The sequence below is a fragment of the Planktotalea arctica genome, from assembly GCF_002105285.1.
GTDB classification, from domain to species: Bacteria; Pseudomonadota; Alphaproteobacteria; order Rhodobacterales; family Rhodobacteraceae; genus Planktotalea; species Planktotalea arctica.
Genome location: NZ_MUHR01000001.1, coordinates 267,599 through 286,199, shown reverse-complemented (window position 1 = coordinate 286,199; position 18,601 = coordinate 267,599). Strand labels below are relative to the sequence as shown.

Sequence of the window (18,601 nt, the reverse complement as noted above, 5' to 3'; positions counted from 1 at the left end):
ATATGACTTTGCACAAATCATGGGTGGCCTCGGCCAACTCTGCAGACACTGATTTCCCCTTGAACAACCTGCCCTACGGCATGTTTTCGACGGATGCGCTTGATCCACGCTGCGGCGTTGCGATTGGCGATATGATCCTTGATTGCCGCGCCGCTGAAGACGCGGGTCTGATCGACATCACAAGCGAACCTCTCTTTGACGTGCCGTTTTGGAATGAAGTTATGGAAGAGGGTCGCGCCACTTGGGACGCTCTGCGCGCGCGTTTGACAACAATCTTGACCGAAGGCTTTTCAGGCGAAGCACTGGTCACGGACCTCTTGGTACCCCGCGCAGACGCTCAAATGCACATGCCCTTCCTTGTCGCAGAATACACCGACTTTTACGCAGGTCGTCAGCACGCGCAAAACATGGGCGCGATCTTGCGCGGCTCGCCCAGCTTGCCTGCGAACTGGTTGCATATCCCGATTGGCTACAACGGGCGCGCTTCCTCTGTTGTCGTCTCGGGCACACCAATCCACCGTCCCAACGGCCAGACCAAAGCACCCGATGCTGAGATGCCCGTCTTTGGTCCGTCAAAGCGTCTCGATATCGAGCTAGAACTTGGGGCGATTGTCGGCACAGGTAGCGATCTGGGCAAGCCCATCACCGTTGATGAAGCGGACGATATGATCTTTGGCTACGTGCTGCTGAACGACTGGTCTGCACGCGATATTCAAGGCTGGGAATATCAGCCGCTTGGCCCGTTTCAGGGCAAAGCGTTCGGCACATCAATCAGCCCTTGGATCGTGACAACCGCCGCGCTTGAGCAATTCCGCACGCCAACCCCCGAGCGTGATTTCACGCTTTTACCCTACCTCGACGGCTCCAAAGATGGGCTATACGATATCGAGCTAGAGGTCTTGATACAGCCTACAGGCGCGCCCAAAGCCAGCTCAATCGCCAAGACCAACTACAATCACATGTATTACTCTGCGGCTGAACAACTCGCCCATCACGCCAGTAGCGGCTGCGCAATGACGCCAGGCGATCTGCTTGGCTCTGGCACGATCTCTGGCGCGGATCGCTCCGAGTTCGGCTCTCTCATGGAACTCGGCAACGGTGGCAAGGAACCTTTCACATTAGAAACCGGCGAGACACGCGGATTTCTTGAGGATGGCGATACAGTGACACTGCGCGGTGCCGCAAAGGGTGACGGATATAAAATCGGATTTGGCGATTGCGTCGGGACTATTCTTCCTGCCGTCACTTGGCCTTCAAAATAAGGAACGCACATCATGGCAAAAGCATTCGCATCACAAGGCGACATGTCTGAGAAAAAAATCACCTTTGACGAGGTGGGCCGTGACGTTTGGGCCTTCACCGCCGAGGGTGATCCAAACTCCGGCGTTATCATCGGCGACGAGTCCGTGATGATCGTGGAAGCGCAGGCAACCCCCCGCCTTGCCAACAAAGTCATCGAAAAGGTGCGCGAAGTCACTGATAAACCCATCAGCCACCTCGTTCTGACGCACTATCACGCTGTTCGCGTGCTTGGTGCCTCAGCCTATGGCGCAAATCAGATTGTAATGGGCGATATCGCCCGCGCGATGGTAGTCGAGCGCGGCCAAGAAGATTGGGACAGCGAATTCCAACGCTTCCCGCGTCTCTTTGAGGGGCACGAGAGCATTCCGGGCCTCACCTACCCCACAACCACGTTCAACGATGACATGACGGTCTATCTGGGCAATCGCCGCGTTGATCTGATGCATCTGGGCCGTGCGCACACAGCGGGTGATATCGTGATTCATGTGCCGGACGAAAATGTGATGTTCACGGGCGATATCGTCGAAGATCACTCTGCGTGCTATTGCGGCGATGGTCACTTTAGCGATTGGAGCGAAACGCTGGATAACATCGCGTCCTTCGACGTGGACGCAATTGCGCCCGGTCGCGGTAGTGCTTTAATCGGTAAAGACGCGGTTGAGCGTGCGATTGAGAGCACACGTGACTTCGTGGAAAGTACGTACCTGCCAGCTGCGCGCGTTGCTGCGCGCGGTGGCTCGCTCAAGGAGGCATGGGACGCGGTGCGCGCAGTCTGCGACCCAAAGTTCGCCGATTACGCGATCTACGAGCATTGTCTGCCCTTCAACGTCGCCCGCGCATACGACGAAGCACGTGGCATCGACACGCCTCGCATCTGGACCGCGGAGCGCGATCTGGAAATGTGGGCCGCGCTTCAGGGATAAACACCAACGCGCTTGTAAGGCTCACGCAACGCGCACACAAAGAAGTTGAGGCGGCCCTGCCAGGGCCGCTTTCGACGCTTGAACAGCGGCGTATCTGGCTCACTTCAAGTGAAGATCACCACTCGTATTTATGAGCAACATTGCGATGATAATTGGAGCGCAGGCTAACTTTCCTGCCTTAATTCAGCGCGTTATATTGCCTCTCGCAAACCACGAAACGTCTATTTTGTTCAGCTTTTTGCCTTTTCAAGACTTGAAAAGCCTGCTCGTAAAATCGCACGTAAATAGAGGCCAGACTTAGCTTTCTGTTCACAACAACGTCACATTCCCACCGTTTTTGACCCGTAAGTCTGTCTTGTCGCAGAGTTGCGGCAACAATGATTTCTGGCCTGTAAAAACCCCTTAAGGTTTTTGTAGCGCCGTGTGAACAATGCGGAGTGTGTGATGCCCAACCATATTACCAATGGGATATTCGAGACCAATACGGCAACGACTGCAACACAAACTGCGAGCGGTTGGACGAACATCTCCGGCACAACAGACCTTCAGACAGATGGTGGATTTGAATGGGCGGGAACATACAACCAAGCTGATCTAAACGCGTCGTCAGGCAGCGGCTACATCACAATGTATGCCACCCCTAGTTACTCAGAATCGATGCAAACGACGCTCAACACACCCATCGTTGCGGGCGAAACCTACACCTTCAACTTCGATTTCTACGTCAACAACTCTGATGGCACGACCAACAACCCTGCCGCGAGTGTTCTGGAAGTTACAATCGGCACACAGGTCCTTTCTATTCCGATCGACAGCACAGGTGCGAGCGCCCCATACTGGCAGACGGAATCCTTTACATTTACAGCAACTTCCTCGTCCTCGACGTTGAGTATTGCTTCAACCTTCGACACAGATACCCTGCTCTATACGGGACTTGCACTCGACAATCTGGTGCTGGATCTGACACCGAATTTCATCGTCGAAGGCTCAGCTGGCGCGGATACAATTGACGCCGCGTATTTGGGTGATCCCAATGGCGATGATATCGACAACCTTGATCATAGCGACGGCTCCAATGCGGATAGCATCGAAGCAGGTGCGGGCGATGATATCGTTGATGCAGGCCTTGGCGCTGATACCATTGATGGCGGCACCGGAGCGGACACGCTTTCCGGAGCAAGCGGGGACGATACCTTCGTTCTTAACGATGATTTCGGAGCGGATTCGATTAGCGGCGGTGAAACCGGCGAAACCAGTGGCGACACGCTTGATCTAAGCGCCGTCACCGATGATCTCACGCTCGATCTAACAGCCAGCAATCCCGAAACGGGTAGCGTAAGTGACGGGATCGACACGGCGAGCTTCGTCGAAATCGAAAATATCACTCTTGGTTCTGGCGCGGACACGCTTGTTCTGGCCGATGGCGGCGGCGACGACACGGTCTCCGGCTTTGACCTCTCTGATTCGGGCGATGGCACCACGATCGATCAACTCGACGTCTCCGGCCTGACCTCGGATGGTGGCACAACGCCTGTCGACGTTGACGATGTCATTGTATCAGACACCAATGGCGATGGCACCGGCGATGCGATCCTGACGTTCCCCGGCGGCGAGAGCATAACGTTGATCGGTGTTCCCCCGAGCGCTGTCGACTCCCCTGCCGAGCTCGAGGCGATCGGCATCCCCGCGGCCGCAACGCCATTGAACTACATCGTCGAAGGCGACGACACGGATAACCTGATTGACGCCACTTATCTGGGCGATCCCGACGGCGATCGGGTCGATAACAGCGATGCGCTAGATGGCTCGCAGGACGATTCGATTCAGGGTGGCGCTGGCAATGATACGATCCTCGCTGGCGCGGGCAACGACTCGGTCGATGCGGGTGACGACGACGACAGGATCGAGGGCGGAGCTGGTTCGGACACGCTTTATGGCGGCATGGGCGAGGACACGCTTTTAGGCGGTATCGGCGACGATTCCCTATACGGCAACGAAGATGACGACAGCATCGACGGCGGCGCTGGCAATGACACAGTCGAAGCAGGCACAGGCGACGACACAATCATCGGCGGCGCTGGCAATGACTCCATCAACGGCGATATTGGCAACGATTCGATTGTTGGCGGCGCAGGCGATGATTTCCTGCGCGGTAGCTTCGGCAACGATACCATCACAGGCGGCACCGGCGCAGATACGCTTTGGGGCGGCTTCGGTGATGATGTCTTCAACGTCGCTGCCGACTTCGGCTCTTACATCATCGAGGGCGAGGAAGAGGAAGAAACCGTTGGCGATACGATGGATCTGTCCAACATCACCAACGATCTGACCATTGATTTGAGCAATGCCAACCCCGAGGCCGGCACCTTCACGGACGGTACCAACACTGGTACTTTCGTCGATATCGAGACGATCATCCTTGGCAGCGGCGACGATACGCTGGTTCTGGATACCTTTGGCGGCTCCGACACGGTCAGCGGTTTTTCCGCGCCGACCGACACGGGCGCCGGTACGTTTTCCGGCAACGACCAGCTTGATGTCACCGGCCTGCTCGACTTCGATGGCAACGCCACCCACACCGGCAATGTCATCGTCACGGATAGCGTGGGCGACGGTACGGGTGATGCGATCCTGACCTTCCCCAACGGCGAATCCCTGACCTTGATCGGCGTTCTTGCGAGCGATGTTTCAAGCTCTGCCCAGCTTATAGCAATGGGCATTCCTGACGGCCCAGACGGCTATGTCGATGGAACGGCGGGCGATGACACAATCGATGCCGCATACCTTGGCGATCCCAATTTTGACCGCGTCGACAACAATGACGCCGAACTGCCTGGCGCAGCAGGAGACGACGACTTTATTCGTGCAGGCGCAGGCAACGATAGCGTGATCGCAGGCGCGGGGGACGACTCGGTCGAGGGTGGCTCAGGCGGTGACACTATCGACGGCGGCGCAGGTGCAGACACCCTCAGCGGCGACGCGGGCGAGGACAGCCTTGTGGGCGGCCTTGGCGATGACAGCCTGATCGGCGGCGCGGGCGATGATATATTGAACGGCCAGATCGGCGATGATGTCCTGAGCGGCGGTGATGGCTCAGATACATTTGCGCTCGAGGATGATTTCGGCAGCGATACGATCATTGGCGGCGAGATAGATGATGCGGCTGGTGACGTGCTCGACATGAGCAGCGTCGGTGGTGCGCTGACCTATGATCTCACTAGGCTCGACGCGGAAAGCGGCACGGTCACCGACGGCACCGGTGTGATCGAATTCGAAGAAATCGAAACCATCCAGCTCAGTTCCGGCACGGATATTTTAACGCTCGACAATGGCTCTGGCGATGATTCCGTCACCGGCTTTACCGCTCCAACACTGGCGGGTGATGGCTCGTGGATCGGCTTTGATCAGCTCGATGTGAGCACCATGACAGATGCCAATGGCGCCATGGTGAACACCGCCGACGTCGAAATTTCCGACACAAACGGCGATGGAACAGGCGACACGATCCTAACCTTCCCCGGCGGAGAAACCTTAACCTTGATCGGCGTGTTGCCCATAGCCTTCCCCGTTCCAGAAGCCCTCGCGGCGATCGGCATTCCACTCGCGGATTACATCGTCGAGGGTACTTCTGCTGGCGAGTTGATCGATGGCAGCTATATGGGCGATCCCGAAGGCGATATCGTCGATGCCGGCGATGCGGAAAACGGCACAGACGATGACATCATCGAAGCAGGTGCGGGCGATGACACCGTTGTTGCAGGCGCAGGTGACGATTCAATCTTCGGCGACGAAGGCGTGGACAACATCGACGCGGGCGCAGGGGATGACACGGTCTTCGGCGGCGATGACGCAGACACGATCTTTGGTGGCGCAGACGATGACAACCTCTTGGGTCAAGCAGGCGATGACAGTATTTCCGGCGACGCAGGCGATGATTTCATGGAAGGTGGCGCAGGCGTCGATACACTGCTCGGCGGCATCGGCGCTGACACGCTGGATGGCGGCGCGGATGACGATTCTCTGGGTGGCGGCGCGGGCGACGACAGTCTTATAGGCAACTTCGGCGACGATACCCTGCAAGGCGGCGCTGGCGATGACACCATGCAAGGTGGCTTCGGCGATGACACGTTTGTTCTAAGCGACGGGTTCGGCGATGACGACATCGACGGCGAGGCCGATCTCGAAACACTCGGCGACACTTTGGATGCCTCCGGCGTCACTGCCGAGGGCGTCTCCATCGTCTTTTCCGGCGATGAAACAGGCACCCTGACCGGCGCTGTGTCCACCGATGAAGCCGCTTTCACCGAGATTGAGAACGTCACGGCAACAGATAATGCCGACACGATCAACGCCGCTCTCGACACCGTCGGTGTCAACGTCGATGCGGGCGGTGGCGATGATATCGTTACAGGCGGCAGCGGCGTCGATACCCTTTTTGGCGGCGATGGCAACGACACAATTTCGGGCGGCATCGCTGGCGATCTGATCACGGCGGGCGATGGCGATGATACGATCAATGTCGGCCAAGGCGATACCGTCACCGGCGGCGATGGTGACGACTTTTTTAACATTGTCGATCTTGGCGAGATCGATACCGATGTGATTACAATCACAGGCGGCGAAGGCGATGAAACCGATGGCGATACGCTCGCGCTGAATGGTTTGCACGATCGCGATTCACTGACCATCACCGACCCCGACGACGTGAACGGGGGACTGTCGGGTACCGTCACTTTGCTTGACGGAACCATCGTCAACTTCACCAATATCGAGAACATTATTTGCTTCGTAGCCGGAACCGAAATTGCGACCCCTTACGGCGCACGCGATATCGACACATTAAAAATCGGCGATAGCGTTGTGACACAGGACAACGGTGTCCAGCGCATCTGCTGGATCGGGAAATCGACGGTCCCGGCTACGGATCATTTTGCTCCAATCCGCTTTGCCCAAAAAACTTTCCCGGGTGCCAGCGCAGATCTGGTTGTTTCACCCCAGCACAGGATGCTTTTCAAAGGCTATGAGGCCGAGCTCTTATTCGGTGCAAGCGAAGTACTGATCCCCGCAGTTCATCTGATCGATGGTCTAAACGTACGCAGGGAAGAAATAGAGGCCGTAACATACATCCACATCATGTTTGAACAGCATGAAATTATTTTCGCCCAAGGCGTCGCAACCGAGAGCTTTCATCCGGGCGCTTGCGGTGTAGATTGCCTTGCGCCTCGAGCGCGCGAGGAGCTATTCGCACTATTCCCGGAAATTCGCAGTGATCTGGCAAATTTCGGACCCAGCGCGAGAACAAGCTTGAAAGCCCAAGAAGCCAAGGTGCTTATGCGGTTTTGATCGGGTAAAGCGCAGTTTTGGAACTTTGCGGCCCGCTCTGACAGCAGGCACCAGTGCCGTTAGAAACCTAAAGTTTCCAGTTCGGCCTTCAGATCTGCAATCTCGGAAAGTACATTATGGCTCTCGTTCACCGCTTTTGAAATTGGTTTGAGCTGCGCCAGTTCCTGCAGCTTTTCCGGTGCAAGGGGAGTACCGGGCCCATCCAACGTCATTTCCTCATTTTCTTGAGCTGCCACACTGCTCGCTTGCTGGTTAGTCGATGGATTTAACTGTGTCGTTGGTTCCCGATGGCTGGTCTTTTCAGAATCGACTATGTCCAGAGAGGCCCGTGGCCCTAGTATTTCTCCTTCTCCAATACTGCGCCCCAACTGATCCGCCAAATCATCAAAACCCAACTTTGTGACGCGCTTTTTTAGCTGTTCCTGGATTGGTTTGGCGACCTCTTTGAAGTTATGCGATGGCAGGCTGACCACTTCTCTCAGAAAGTTCACATCAGGATCAATATTTAGGAGGCCCTCTGCTAATTCATCAAGGACAAGCTCAAATTGACTTGCACGAGCCAAATTTCTGTATGGCATAAGCAGTTCGACTGCAGCTGCAAAATTTTCTTGCTGTATCTCGGCACTAATTCTTGCACGAATAAGATCAACTTCCAAATCCGTACCTTTCAACTCGGCACTATAGCTTTCCAGCGCGGCTTTCTGCGCCGGATCCAGAACATCCTTCCGAGCACTGGCGATATCAGCAAGCGCTATCACAGCCAAAGGCGCTTGATCTTTATCCTTGGACAAAATTGGTTCCAAGATCGCCTTGGCCGCCTCCGAATCTTGAGTCTTTTGAGCAATTTTTGCTGCTACAATCCCCTGCTCACCGGACAAATCGTCAGTGCTAGGGGTAACGCGCCGGATCGAAAATGCCGCAGTCTCAGGTGATCCAATAGTCAAAAAACTTTCAGCAATACGCGCTGAAAACGTGTTCTTCATGGCAAGGGGCCAACGATCGAATTCCTCGCGTCCTTGTTTCAAAGCTTCATTGCCCCAATCAGCGTCCTTCGCTGAAAGCTCGCTTGCACCAAGCAGGCGCCAAATGACTGTATCGGAGCAATGCGCAAAAGGCGCTATTACAGATCTTAAGCTGGATGCAGGATCCCCATCTATAACACGCGCAATCGCTATAAGAGCCCTGTCCTTCTGCAATGGCTCTGAAATCCCATTCAACAGCGATATTGCTTCTGCCCCCATAGCCAAGCTCAAATAGGTTTTGGCAAGGTGACGAGCGGTATTTGCACCAAAATCATCTGCGCGATCACCCAATGCTATTCGCGTAGAGCTCAATATCGTTCTAGGGTCATTGTACTGTGGCCAATTCGCAGGATTGAACCCTAAAGCTGCATCACAACTCAACAAGACCGCATTTGCAGCGCCTTCAATCTCCTGAGTATTTGAAATTTTTTGCATAGGGAGCGAGCGGAAAATGATCTGGCCATCACTTTCTTTCGACAAATTCAATTGTTTTCTTATCGGCGGTGCTAAATCTAACTTCCCCGATATTTTCGCCAACGCATCCAGAAGCCGCAGATGCGAAGAGTTTTTTGGTGTAGGTGTAGGTGAAATTTCTGCGTACTTTTCTTCTTTTGTAGGTTCGGGTCTATCAAAAATCTGACTTCCTTTTGAAGTGCGCTTTGAAATCACACCTTTTAATTCTTCTTCCTGAATTGAAGAATTTTTTTCATCAAAAATATCAATTGCAATCATCGTGGCATTCGCTTTGAACGTTGTAAAGGAACATTCACAATTTAGGGTTATCTGAAAACCATCACCTGCGTGAAGAATTGAAAAATCTGAAATTACATTTTTTGAAATTCTTTTAAAAAAGTCATGACTCAAGGTATCTATTCTTTTCCCGCTCACAGTTACCCTAAGGAATTTACCGGATTGGCTCACTTGAGCTGAATCTAGTTCCGAAACATCCAGTACAATTCGCGTAAAATTTTCATGCTCAGCTGTGCGCACGCCAACGGTTTGGGCGCAGATTTCAAGCGTAGTAAAAACATAGAGCAGTATTCCCGACAGTAAAACACGCATCAGGCTACGTCCTTCTTGAGGTCTTTGAGAGCCTCTTCAAGATCGTTGAAGGGTGGGCGATACGATGTCGGAGTGTTCTGTCGACCAACCTCAATGCAAATATTCGCGCTGTGATTGTGAAGATTTGCAACCAGAACTTCTCTTATTAGCTGATAAAACTGTCCATCCTCTTCAATGACCGTCTTTAGTCTCGCTGCAAATGGGCCAACAATTCCGTATGCAAGGAAAACGCCTAGAAATGTCCCGACCAAGGCACCACCAATCAGTTTCCCCAAAACCTCCGGAGGCTGATCGATCGAACTCATCGTCTTGATCACACCCAAGACCGCCGCGACAATTCCTAGAGCAGGCAGTCCGTCCGCAACAATTTGCAAAGCATGGCTCGAATGCATGGAATGATGCAAATTCGCCTCCATCCGTTTCTCCAAGATTTCCTCAACTTGATGGGGATCATCATAATTCATCGAGGCAGATCTTAATGTGTCGCAGATCAACGATGTGGCTTCGGCGTCCGCTTGAATTCTGGGATACATACAAAAAATACTGGAGTTCGTGGGATCTTCGATGTGTTCTTCAACTGACATCGGACTCTGTTTCACCAAGCGAATTAGCTGAAAAAGCAAACACAGGAGGTCTTTATAGTCTTCAGGCTTCCATTTTACGCCTCTAAACACCTTTGCCATGTCTTTCACGGCGCGCTTCGCCTCCGTGCCACTATTGCTAATCAGGAAAGCCCCGACGGCGGCACCGCCGATCATCGTCATTTCAAATGGCAGCGACTTGAGTATGATTCCCATCTTGCCGCCAGCAGCCAAGTAACCGCCAAATACCATAACAAAAACAACGATAATGCCAATAACACCAACCATCTTGACCTCCTGAAGCGACTGCATGTGATATGTCGCACATAGGGTGTAAATTTTCGGTCAATCTCGTTTGTTTTTTTCGACGTCGATATGGCGTCCCGCCAAAACGACACTGACGGCATAGGCGGTTTGCGGGTTAAGCCCTGCCATAACCAAAGCTGCAGCATCAGGTCGCATTCGTGCAAGAAATCCGGCTGCAAACTCCGGTGCCATTTCCTCAAAAACGATTGCTGCCGCTTTTGGTTTCATATTTTCGTAAACAGACGTCAGGCGCGCCACATCATCTTCAGAAGCGGAATCAGCAATTGATAGCAATTTTCGCAATTGAAGCTCCGCCTCTTCAAGTTTGGCAAGCTGGCTCGCAATAGAGGCTTCTGCTTGAATAAGCTGCTCCGATCGTTTGGAAATACGCTGTTCTTCGGCTCTGACCCTTTGCTCACGCGATTGAAAACTGCTTAAGAGAACGCCTAGGTTTCCATCCTGTTCCGGCCAATCCACCGCAATGCTGGCATTACTCTGGCTCTCGCCCTGACCATCCAATGCGAACGCTACGTTTGAGACACCCAACAAACGCAGCGCTGCCGAGACAAACAGGAGCGCGGCGATAACCGTCATGGCCCCCATGCCCGGTGATCTGGAAGCTTTCATAGCTAAATTCCCGCCGTGCGCGCCGTACGCGATGAAAAAACGGGGTTTTCCGATTTTGGCTCAGCCGGCCATCCATTGGGCGTATCGGGAATATCGTGCATCGAAGCAACCAGGAGCTCCAACCTCTGGGCCACGCTTTCTGCTTTGTTTGTCAGATCGAACAATGACTTGTTCGATCTGGTGGCGGCCTGCCTGGCTTGTTCAATCGATTGGCTCAATTCATCGACCTGTGTCGAAAGCGACGTCACCGCTTGGCCGATCCCGCTTTCTGCATCTTTAAAAGCAGCCAATCTGCGCGAAAGTACAAAGCAGTAGAAACCAGCAGCGAGAGCCGCCGCGAGCAAAATTAAATCAGACATAATGGCCATTTCTAAACCCCTGTTACTGTAGAATGAATTCCATGATGAGCAAATCTTCGATGCGATCTCGACCTGTAATGATCTGCATCCTGCGCAAAAGCTGCGCGCGTAGCTTGATCAACGCAATAGGATCTTCGAATCGCGCAGCTTCGAGCGCGTTTAGGTAAGTGTTCATCACGTCCATGAGGCGTGGTTTCAGCGCTTCAATATCTGCCGCGTGTTCTGGTTTGACTTCCAACTGACCGACAAACCTCAAAAGTTGATATTTTGAAGACGAACGAATGTTGACGATCAACGGATCCAAAGAAACATATGTGTTCGTTCCCAAGACTTTCAGCGGTGCACTGTCGTCGCCGCCACCTTCGGCTTTGGCCACGCCGCTGATCGGCAAAAGGCCCGAGAACGTAGCATAAAAGCCGCCTGCACCTGCAAAAAGCGCGACGCTTAGGACCAAGATCGGCCCAATTTTACCAGATTTCTCAGGTGTTCCCGATTCTGCAAGCTCTGAGTTTGCCATGATACCTCCAGCTTTCCACTCAGGGTCAATCTAAACGCGAGTCACTAACCGATTATTAAGTTTGGGGTGCCACAACACTGTTGACGGTACGAGAAGGTGCCGGGTGCTCAGGAGGTTGATGCGTGAATTCTGTTTTGTCGCGATGGAATGATTTGGAAACGTCACGAAAATCGGTGGTAATACTCGGTTCAATAGCCCTGTTAACTACATTGTTCGTCCTCTTTCGTATGGCGACGCAGCCAGCGATGTCACTGCTTTACTCGGGGCTCGAAGCACCCCAGGCAGGTGAAGTAGTGCGCGCACTGGAGCAACGCGGCGAATCATATGAGATAAAGGGCGGCACAATTTTCGTGGCTCATCAAAGACGGGATGAGCTACGAATGACGCTCGCGAGCGAAGGACTGCCGGCAAACAGCACGAAGGGATATGAACTTCTTGATTCGCTCTCCGGGTTCGGCACTACCTCTCAAATGTTTGATGCGGCCTACCTTCGCGCCAAAGAAGGCGAGCTGGCACGAACGATCGTCACCTCAGGCCAAATCGCAATGGCGCGCGTCCATATAGCACAGACCAAGTCGTCGGCATTCAATCGCGTGTCCAAAGGAACGGCATCGGTGTTCATTACTCCCGCCGGTGCGGGAATCGATGCAGCGCAAGCCAAAGCGCTACGCTATTTAGTTGCCTCGGCCGTTGCTGGCGTTTCACCTGAAAACGTCTCCATCGTAGATGAAAAAGGCGGACTAATCGGCGTTAAGGATACACAAGAAGCGGGAAGCAGCGGCGACACTCTCGCTGCGTCCTTGAAATCAAAGATCGAACGTCTTTTGGAGGCGCGAGTCGGCTTGGGCAATGCCATCGTCGAGGTCAACGTCGAAACAGTGATGCAGAGTGAGCAGATTACCGAACGCGTTTTTGATCCCGAAAGCCGCGTCGTGATCAGTACGGATAGCGAAGAGCGTTCAGACACTGCCGAGGGATCAGCCAATGGTGGCATTACTGTTGCTTCCAATTTGCCAGACGGCGAGGCGACAGCTCACGACAATTCCAAAAGCAACACCAATGAAACCAGAGAACGAATAAACTACGAAGTCTCGGAAACCCAAAGAGAGATCATAAAGGCACCTGGTGCTGTCAAGCGCCTGTCTGTTGCAGTCTTGGTGAACGGAACCCAAGATCAAGACGCACCCGGCACCTTCCTTGCACGGGGTGAAGCAGAACTTGCCCAGTTCACTACTTTGGTCCAATCGGCGATCGGCTTTGATGCTGAACGCGGAGACATCCTTTCTGTTCAATCCATGGCCTTTTCACCGCAAGTGCCCCAAGGCACTGGTCCTGTTTCTCCACCGCTTTTCAACATGGCCATTGATCTGATGACTCTGCTTCAAATGGCGATTCTAGCAGTCGTCGGCATCGTCATCGCCCTACTCGTCGTGCGTCCCATCCTCAACGCACCAAGAGATGTCATTCTGCCGTCCCTGGAACCGCCACTCGGTACGTACAGTCGGTCACCCTCAAAAACTGCTCTTGCCGGAGAAATCGACTACGGTTCTGCGGCTGAAGGAATCGTAACCGTTTTTGATGACCAAAACGACACATTGCTCACACCAGCAGAACAGACGCTGCCACAAGAAATCGACAATCCGATCCAGCGCTTAAGGGAGATGATCGAAACACGACAAGAAGAAACCGTCGACATTCTTCGCCAATGGCTTGAGCAAAAGGAGCGTATGAACTCATGAGCGCAGCTATGATATTCGAAGATTTTTCCATAGGGCCAAGCGCGATCCCGGCATCAGGACCATCGACATCCGACGCTCTTGAAGGATACGAAACCGGATATAAGGCCGGTTGGGACGATGCGCTTCAGGCACACAAGGATTCAAAAACACATCTTTCGACATCCCTCGCGCACAACCTCGAGCAAATCGAATTTACGCTCATTGAAGCGCAATCCGCGGTTCTAGCGTCTCTAAGGCCCGTTCTGAACGAAGTCGCATCAACCTTGCTTCCCGGCCTTTCAAACACCGCGTTGCAAACCTTGATCAGTAGCGAGATTGAAACCCTGCTCAAGGATCATCTGCCAAATGAGATCTCGCTCGTTGTATCCGAGCAGGACGAAGCTACGGTTGCGACTCTTCTCAACGCGACACGTGCCCTATCCGAAATTTCGCTCATCGCAAAAGACACTCTGAGTGACGGGCAAGCATTTATTTCGTGCGCTGACGCCCAACGAAAAGTCGATGTGAGTCAGGCTATCCTCGAGATTCAAGCAAGCATTCAAGCCTTCTTGCAACAACCGGAATTGGAGCGCGCAAATGTCATCTGACGCCGAACAAAGCACGACAAGATCGACACCGTTCAGCAATGTACCCGTTGAAATCACGGTGTGCGTCGGCAGAGCACGACCCTGTATTCGCGAGCTTTTGAATTTGGGGGAAAATTCGGTTCTGGCGCTCGATCGCACCGTGGATGCACCTGTCGAACTGTTCATTGGCGACCGGCTCGTCGGGCGGGGGCAACTCGAGGAGGCTGAAGATGGGTCACCCGCAATGCTCGCCGTGCGGATAACGGAAATCGTTGAACCTGAAATGAGCAAAATGTGACAGCTGTTTCAAAATTATTTGGCCTACTTGCCATTGTGGCGCTTTTGCCTTGTGATGCCTCTGCACAATCCTTGGCAGAAAGTTTGATTGAAGACGGGAGCCTCACGCAAAGCAGCCTTGAGTTGATCGCGCTTATTACAGTTCTTAGCCTCGCACCGGCAATTTTGATCATGATCACCTGCTTTCCCTTCATGATCACGGTTCTTTCAATTTTGAGGCAAGGACTGGGACTTCAGCAATCACCTCCGAACATGATGTTGGTCAGCCTCGCGCTTTTTCTCACGTTTTTCGTGATGGAGCCCGTTTTCACTGCCTCTTGGGTTAACGGAATTGCACCCTACGGTGATGGCACACTGGAATTGAAGATAGCGTTTCGCGAAGCCATGATTCCCTTTCGGGAATTTATGGCAGCGCGTATTAACCCTGATACATTCGCAGCGCTTTCAGACCTACGGCCTGACTTGAAAGGCGGTGATCCTGAGGCCAATGCGCAGCTCTCTGTCCTCGTTCCCAGCTTTATGCTCTCGGAAATCGCACGCGCGTTTCAGGTCGGCTTTTTGCTGTTTCTGCCATTTCTAATCATCGACCTGGTCGTCGCCGCCATCTTAATGTCCATGGGCATGATGATGGTGCCGCCTGCGATCGTTTCATTACCGTTCAAATTGGCGTTCTTCGTGGTCGCAGATGGCTGGACGCTGATCGCGAGCGGCTTGGTGCAAAGCTACTATTGATACTCAAACCCACTTTGCCAAGGGCGGCAAACTCATCAACACTGCGTTCGCATCGTGCCCTGTTTCGAGACCAAATTTCGTTCCACGATCGTACACGAGGTTATATTCGGCATAGAGCCCGCGATGTACCAACTGCGCATCTTTGTCCTCATCGCTCCAGGCTTGCACGCGGCGCTTTTCGACAAGCGGCAAAAAGGCCGGCAGGAAAGCACGACCGATATCCTGGGTGAGCGCAAAATCTGCCTCCCAATCATTCGTGCAGCGGTCATCCATAAAGATGCCACCGACCCCGCGCGCGCGGCCACGGTGAGGGATGAAGAAATATTCATCCGCCCATTCTTTCAACTTCGGATAGTGCTCGCTGCCATGCTGATCAAGATGCTCTTTCTGCGTGGCATGAAAGTGCGCTGTATCCTCGTCGTACTCGCGGCATGGATTAAGATCAGAACCGCCCCCGAACCACCAAGCATGCGGCGTCCAGAACATGCGCGTGTTCATATGAACCGCAGGGCAATGGGGATTTTGCATATGCGCGACAAGCGAAATGCCCGACGCCCAAAACCGCGGATCGTTAGCCATGCCATCAATCCCCTTGCGCGCGGCCATCGCATTTTGCGCGCGCGCGCCCAGCACTCCATAGACGGTCGAAATGTTGACGCCTACCTTCTCGAAAACACGGCCGCCGCGCATTACGCTCATCAAGCCACCGCCAGCATCACTACCATCATCAGAGGTACGTTTAGTTTTGCTGACCTCAAACCGCCCGGCGGCATTATTGCTGAGCGGGCCAGTGTCGTGACCGTCTTCCAAGCCCTCAAACGCCGCAACAATCTGATTACGCAACTCTTCAAACCAAGCCGAAGCGCGCTGCTTTTCTGCATTCATCTCTGATGTCATGGATTCTGGCGTCATGGATATCTCCTCCGCTTTAGGCAAATTAGTTAATGTGCAGGGGCACCCACAGGATCAAGTAAAGTGCGCCCACCATCGACCGTTAATATCTGCCCCGTCACGAAACCCGAACCGTCCGAGGCCAGATATTGAACGGCTTCTGCCAGTTCGGTCGGTGCCGCGATCCGGCCAAGGGGTGTGTTTTTTTCGATGACTGCACGGTAATCACGGTGCTCGCGCAGTATCTCTTTCAGGCTCGCGCTCATCACAGAGCCGAATGCGACCGCATTGACGCGAATGCGTTCCGGCGCAAGCGCAACCGCGAGCGAGCGCGTCATTTGATCAAGCGCAGCGGTCGATATCGAATAGGCCAGCAACTCGGGGCGCGCGCGGCGCGCGGCAATGGAGGATAGGTTAATGATTGATCCTACGGGGCCTTCTTCACGCCCCTCTGCCTGTTTGATCATTCGGCGCGCAACGAGTTGCGACAGGCGAAGACTCGTCAAAAGATTCTGCTGAAGCAGCGTGTTGACAGAATCGTCATCCGCATCCAGCGGCGAGGTCGTCAGCATCTGACGCGATCCGTTAACTAAAATATCAACGCTATCAAAGGCGTCTATCGTGCCCGACAGCAGGTTTGCGATAGTCAGCTTTTCGCGCAGATCACCGGAAAAGTAGCGTATGTTACTGTCTTCCGCAACATCGCCCAATTCTTCGGAAAGGCGTACATCGTCCATGTCTGCGAACATCACGTTCGCGCCTTGGTTAGCAAAATGACGCGCGATCGCGAGACCGATCCCATTGGCCGCACCCGTAACGATTGCCGTTTTGCCATCAATCGAAAAAGACATAAGCACTCTCCAAAAAGGGTAGGTCCAGGTGATCGCACCGCGCGCGCGTCAGCGCGATCTATCACGACTGCGCTCAGCTTTAAACACTTTGAAACGGGTCGTGCGCGCGAGCAGTTCTACTTTGGAAAAGGCCTGCTCGATCGTATATTCATACGGTAGATGCGCGTTAGCCACCATGTACAGCGTACCGCCCGGCTTTAACAGACGTGCCGCCGCTTCAATGAAAGCCACGCCTAGCGCCGGTTCGCTGCTGCGCGTTTTGTGAAACGGTGGGTTCATAATCACCGTTTGAATCGGTTCAGGCGTGCGCCAATCAAGCGCATCAGCCCAATGAAATTGCGCGCGCGGATCGGCGACATTGCGTTTGGCACAGTCGAGAGCAGCGGCATTGTCTTCAACCAGATGCAAGGTTTTAACAGCCCGCGCCTGCCCAAGGAGTTGCGATGAAATGTATCCCCATCCGGCACCCAAATCAACGACATGGCCCGACAAATCCTTAGGAAGATGCTCCACCAGCAGCGCTGAGGCAGGATCAATGCCATCCGCAGAAAACACGCCCGGCGCGGTGACAAAACCGTCTTCAATCGTTTGTGGCTGGGCCTGCCATTTGCAAAACGATGTCGCTTTTGCCGCTTCGAACCATATCGTTTTGCCATGGCCTTTGGAATAACTGCCCGCGATAGGGACGTCACGTGCTATCTGTTTTGCGATACTTTCGATCGCGTCGGTCTTTTGACCGTCCACGATGATCCACCCCTCGGGTGCGGCGGCAACGGCTCTTGCGATCAAGTGCAGGGCTTCTGCCTTGGCACGCGGCAAGAAAACAATCGCATTGCTAGCCTTACAACCAAGTTGCTGCGTTACTTCAAATCCGGCAGATTTCAATGCAGAACTCGTCACAAACGAGCCGCTTTCACAATACAAATCCATGCCCTCAAGACCGCGTAGGCGATCAACCTCGATCGCGCCGAACACGCCAACCGGCCCGTCCAGTTCTGGCAAAAGATTAGCGCCGCGCGCCAGGTCCAAACGCGCATGTTTCATCGCTATGCCTATTCTTTTTCCATGGTGCATTGCAGCGGATGCTGATGGCGGCGCGCAAAATCCATCACTTGACCAACCTTGGTCTCGGCGATTTCGTGGCTGAAAACGCCTACGACAGCGACACCCTTTTTGTGCACGGTCAACATGATTTCAAAAGACTGCGCATGCGTCATACCGAAGAAGCGTTCGAGGATATGCACCACGAATTCCATCGGCGTATAGTCATCATTGAGCAAGAGCACCTTATAAAGCGGCGGCTTTTGCGTTTTGGGACGAACATCGACAACGACGCTGCCGTCAGAGTCGTCATCAGAATTGCCAGTAGCGATGATCGGCTGTGTGCGCATGGTTCGACAGAATCTCGTTATTCTATGGGTTCGGACTCTCTATATATACCCAATGCGCCGATAGAAAAGAGGGCAGACCCCGCCAAGTGCTT

At 53.6% G+C, this 18,601-nt stretch carries 16 protein-coding genes; 7 read left to right on the top strand and 9 right to left on the bottom strand.

Translation table 11 applies throughout. From position 1 onward, the window contains the following. Positions 1-2 precede the first annotated feature (2 nt). From fahA to B9P63_RS01430, 3 genes are all read left to right on the top strand, one after another. A complete protein-coding gene (fahA, locus tag B9P63_RS01440; RefSeq protein WP_085306760.1) occupies positions 3-1,262 on the top strand; it encodes a fumarylacetoacetase in 1,260 nt (419 codons plus the stop codon). A 12-nt stretch (positions 1,263-1,274) separates the two neighbouring features. Beyond that, positions 1,275-2,225: an MBL fold metallo-hydrolase gene (locus B9P63_RS01435; RefSeq protein WP_085306759.1), complete on the top strand. Its 951-nt coding sequence runs from the start codon at positions 1,275-1,277 to the stop codon at positions 2,223-2,225. 444 nt (positions 2,226-2,669) lie between these two features. Next, on the top strand, positions 2,670-7,568 hold the full coding sequence (locus B9P63_RS01430) for a Hint domain-containing protein (protein ID WP_085306758.1): 4,899 nt from the start codon (positions 2,670-2,672) through the stop codon (positions 7,566-7,568). 59 nt (positions 7,569-7,627) lie between these two features. Here the strand turns inward: B9P63_RS01430 and B9P63_RS01425 are convergent, their stop codons facing one another. The 5 genes from B9P63_RS01425 to B9P63_RS01405 are packed head-to-tail and all read right to left on the bottom strand — an operon-like array spanning position 7,628 to position 12,042. Next, a complete protein-coding gene (locus B9P63_RS01425; RefSeq protein ID WP_139816184.1) occupies positions 7,628-9,652 on the bottom strand; it encodes a tetratricopeptide repeat protein in 2,025 nt (674 codons plus the stop codon). Continuing rightward, entirely contained in the window at positions 9,652-10,521 is an 870-nt protein-coding gene (gene motA / locus B9P63_RS01420) for a flagellar motor stator protein MotA (RefSeq protein WP_085307048.1), read from the bottom strand. Before motA ends, B9P63_RS01425 begins: the two co-directional genes overlap by 1 nt. A gap of 57 nt (positions 10,522-10,578) precedes the next feature. After that, positions 10,579-11,166 carry a MotE family protein gene (locus B9P63_RS01415; RefSeq protein WP_085306756.1) on the bottom strand — a complete coding sequence of 196 codons (588 nt, stop codon included), beginning with the start codon at positions 11,164-11,166 and terminating at the stop codon, positions 10,579-10,581. A 2-nt stretch (positions 11,167-11,168) separates the two neighbouring features. After that, on the bottom strand, positions 11,169-11,534 hold the full coding sequence (locus tag B9P63_RS01410; RefSeq protein ID WP_085306755.1) for a DUF6468 domain-containing protein: 366 nt from the start codon (positions 11,532-11,534) through the stop codon (positions 11,169-11,171). 13 nt (positions 11,535-11,547) lie between these two features. After that, entirely contained in the window at positions 11,548-12,042 is a 495-nt protein-coding gene (locus tag B9P63_RS01405; protein ID WP_085306754.1) for a flagellar basal body-associated FliL family protein, read from the bottom strand. A gap of 122 nt (positions 12,043-12,164) precedes the next feature. Here B9P63_RS01405 and fliF point away from each other — a divergent pair, with 122 nt between their 5' ends. From fliF to fliP, 4 genes are read left to right on the top strand one after another with little or no spacing between them, the layout of a single operon-like run. Further along, on the top strand, positions 12,165-13,781 hold the full coding sequence (gene fliF, locus B9P63_RS01400; RefSeq protein ID WP_085306753.1) for a flagellar basal-body MS-ring/collar protein FliF: 1,617 nt from the start codon (positions 12,165-12,167) through the stop codon (positions 13,779-13,781). Positions 13,782-13,789: 8 nt separating this feature from the next. Further along, positions 13,790-14,368, top strand: a complete 579-nt coding sequence (locus B9P63_RS01395; RefSeq protein WP_139816183.1) for a FliH/SctL family protein — start codon at positions 13,790-13,792, stop codon at positions 14,366-14,368. Further along, on the top strand, positions 14,358-14,645 hold the full coding sequence (locus tag B9P63_RS01390; protein ID WP_085306751.1) for a FliM/FliN family flagellar motor switch protein: 288 nt from the start codon (positions 14,358-14,360) through the stop codon (positions 14,643-14,645). Before B9P63_RS01395 ends, B9P63_RS01390 begins: the two co-directional genes overlap by 11 nt. Then, positions 14,642-15,376 (top strand): flagellar type III secretion system pore protein FliP, encoded by a 735-nt coding sequence (gene fliP, locus B9P63_RS01385; protein WP_085306750.1) that lies wholly within the window; start codon positions 14,642-14,644, stop codon positions 15,374-15,376. The genes B9P63_RS01390 and fliP overlap by 4 nt, the downstream gene beginning before the upstream one ends. 3 nt (positions 15,377-15,379) lie before the next feature. On the opposite strand, the gene hemF is transcribed toward fliP, so the two are convergent. From hemF to clpS, 4 genes are read right to left on the bottom strand one after another with little or no spacing between them, the layout of a single operon-like run. After that, positions 15,380-16,273 carry an oxygen-dependent coproporphyrinogen oxidase gene (gene hemF / locus B9P63_RS01380; protein ID WP_085307047.1) on the bottom strand — a complete coding sequence of 298 codons (894 nt, stop codon included), beginning with the start codon at positions 16,271-16,273 and terminating at the stop codon, positions 15,380-15,382. A 44-nt stretch (positions 16,274-16,317) separates the two neighbouring features. Further along, positions 16,318-17,118, bottom strand: a complete 801-nt coding sequence (locus B9P63_RS01375) for an SDR family NAD(P)-dependent oxidoreductase (protein WP_085306749.1) — start codon at positions 17,116-17,118, stop codon at positions 16,318-16,320. A 48-nt stretch (positions 17,119-17,166) separates the two neighbouring features. Beyond that, on the bottom strand, positions 17,167-18,162 hold the full coding sequence (locus B9P63_RS01370) for a class I SAM-dependent methyltransferase (protein ID WP_176219077.1): 996 nt from the start codon (positions 18,160-18,162) through the stop codon (positions 17,167-17,169). Between the two features lie 8 nt (positions 18,163-18,170). Then, the gene (gene clpS, locus B9P63_RS01365) at positions 18,171-18,509 is read right to left on the bottom strand and encodes an ATP-dependent Clp protease adapter ClpS (RefSeq protein WP_085306747.1); all 339 of its coding nucleotides are present in this window, start codon (positions 18,507-18,509) and stop codon (positions 18,171-18,173) included. Positions 18,510-18,601: the final 92 nt, after the last annotated feature.

Excerpts from the sequence above, each read along its gene's own strand:
- fahA (WP_085306760.1), top strand. The coding sequence starts at position 3 with ATGACTTTGCACAAATCATGGGTGGCCTCGGCCAACTCTGCAGACACT.
- B9P63_RS01435 (WP_085306759.1), top strand. The coding sequence starts at position 1,275 with ATGGCAAAAGCATTCGCATCACAAGGCGACATGTCTGAGAAAAAAATC.
- B9P63_RS01430 (WP_085306758.1), top strand. The coding sequence starts at position 2,670 with ATGCCCAACCATATTACCAATGGGATATTCGAGACCAATACGGCAACG.
- B9P63_RS01425 (WP_139816184.1), bottom strand. The coding sequence starts at position 9,652 with ATGCGTGTTTTACTGTCGGGAATACTGCTCTATGTTTTTACTACGCTT.
- motA (WP_085307048.1), bottom strand. The coding sequence starts at position 10,521 with ATGGTTGGTGTTATTGGCATTATCGTTGTTTTTGTTATGGTATTTGGC.
- B9P63_RS01415 (WP_085306756.1), bottom strand. The coding sequence starts at position 11,166 with ATGAAAGCTTCCAGATCACCGGGCATGGGGGCCATGACGGTTATCGCC.
- B9P63_RS01410 (WP_085306755.1), bottom strand. The coding sequence starts at position 11,534 with ATGGCCATTATGTCTGATTTAATTTTGCTCGCGGCGGCTCTCGCTGCT.
- B9P63_RS01405 (WP_085306754.1), bottom strand. The coding sequence starts at position 12,042 with ATGGCAAACTCAGAGCTTGCAGAATCGGGAACACCTGAGAAATCTGGT.
- B9P63_RS01395 (WP_139816183.1), top strand. The coding sequence starts at position 13,790 with ATGATATTCGAAGATTTTTCCATAGGGCCAAGCGCGATCCCGGCATCA.
- B9P63_RS01390 (WP_085306751.1), top strand. The coding sequence starts at position 14,358 with ATGTCATCTGACGCCGAACAAAGCACGACAAGATCGACACCGTTCAGC.
- hemF (WP_085307047.1), bottom strand. The coding sequence starts at position 16,273 with ATGACATCAGAGATGAATGCAGAAAAGCAGCGCGCTTCGGCTTGGTTT.
- B9P63_RS01375 (WP_085306749.1), bottom strand. The coding sequence starts at position 17,118 with ATGTCTTTTTCGATTGATGGCAAAACGGCAATCGTTACGGGTGCGGCC.
- B9P63_RS01370 (WP_176219077.1), bottom strand. The coding sequence starts at position 18,162 with ATGAAACATGCGCGTTTGGACCTGGCGCGCGGCGCTAATCTTTTGCCA.
- clpS (WP_085306747.1), bottom strand. The coding sequence starts at position 18,509 with ATGCGCACACAGCCGATCATCGCTACTGGCAATTCTGATGACGACTCT.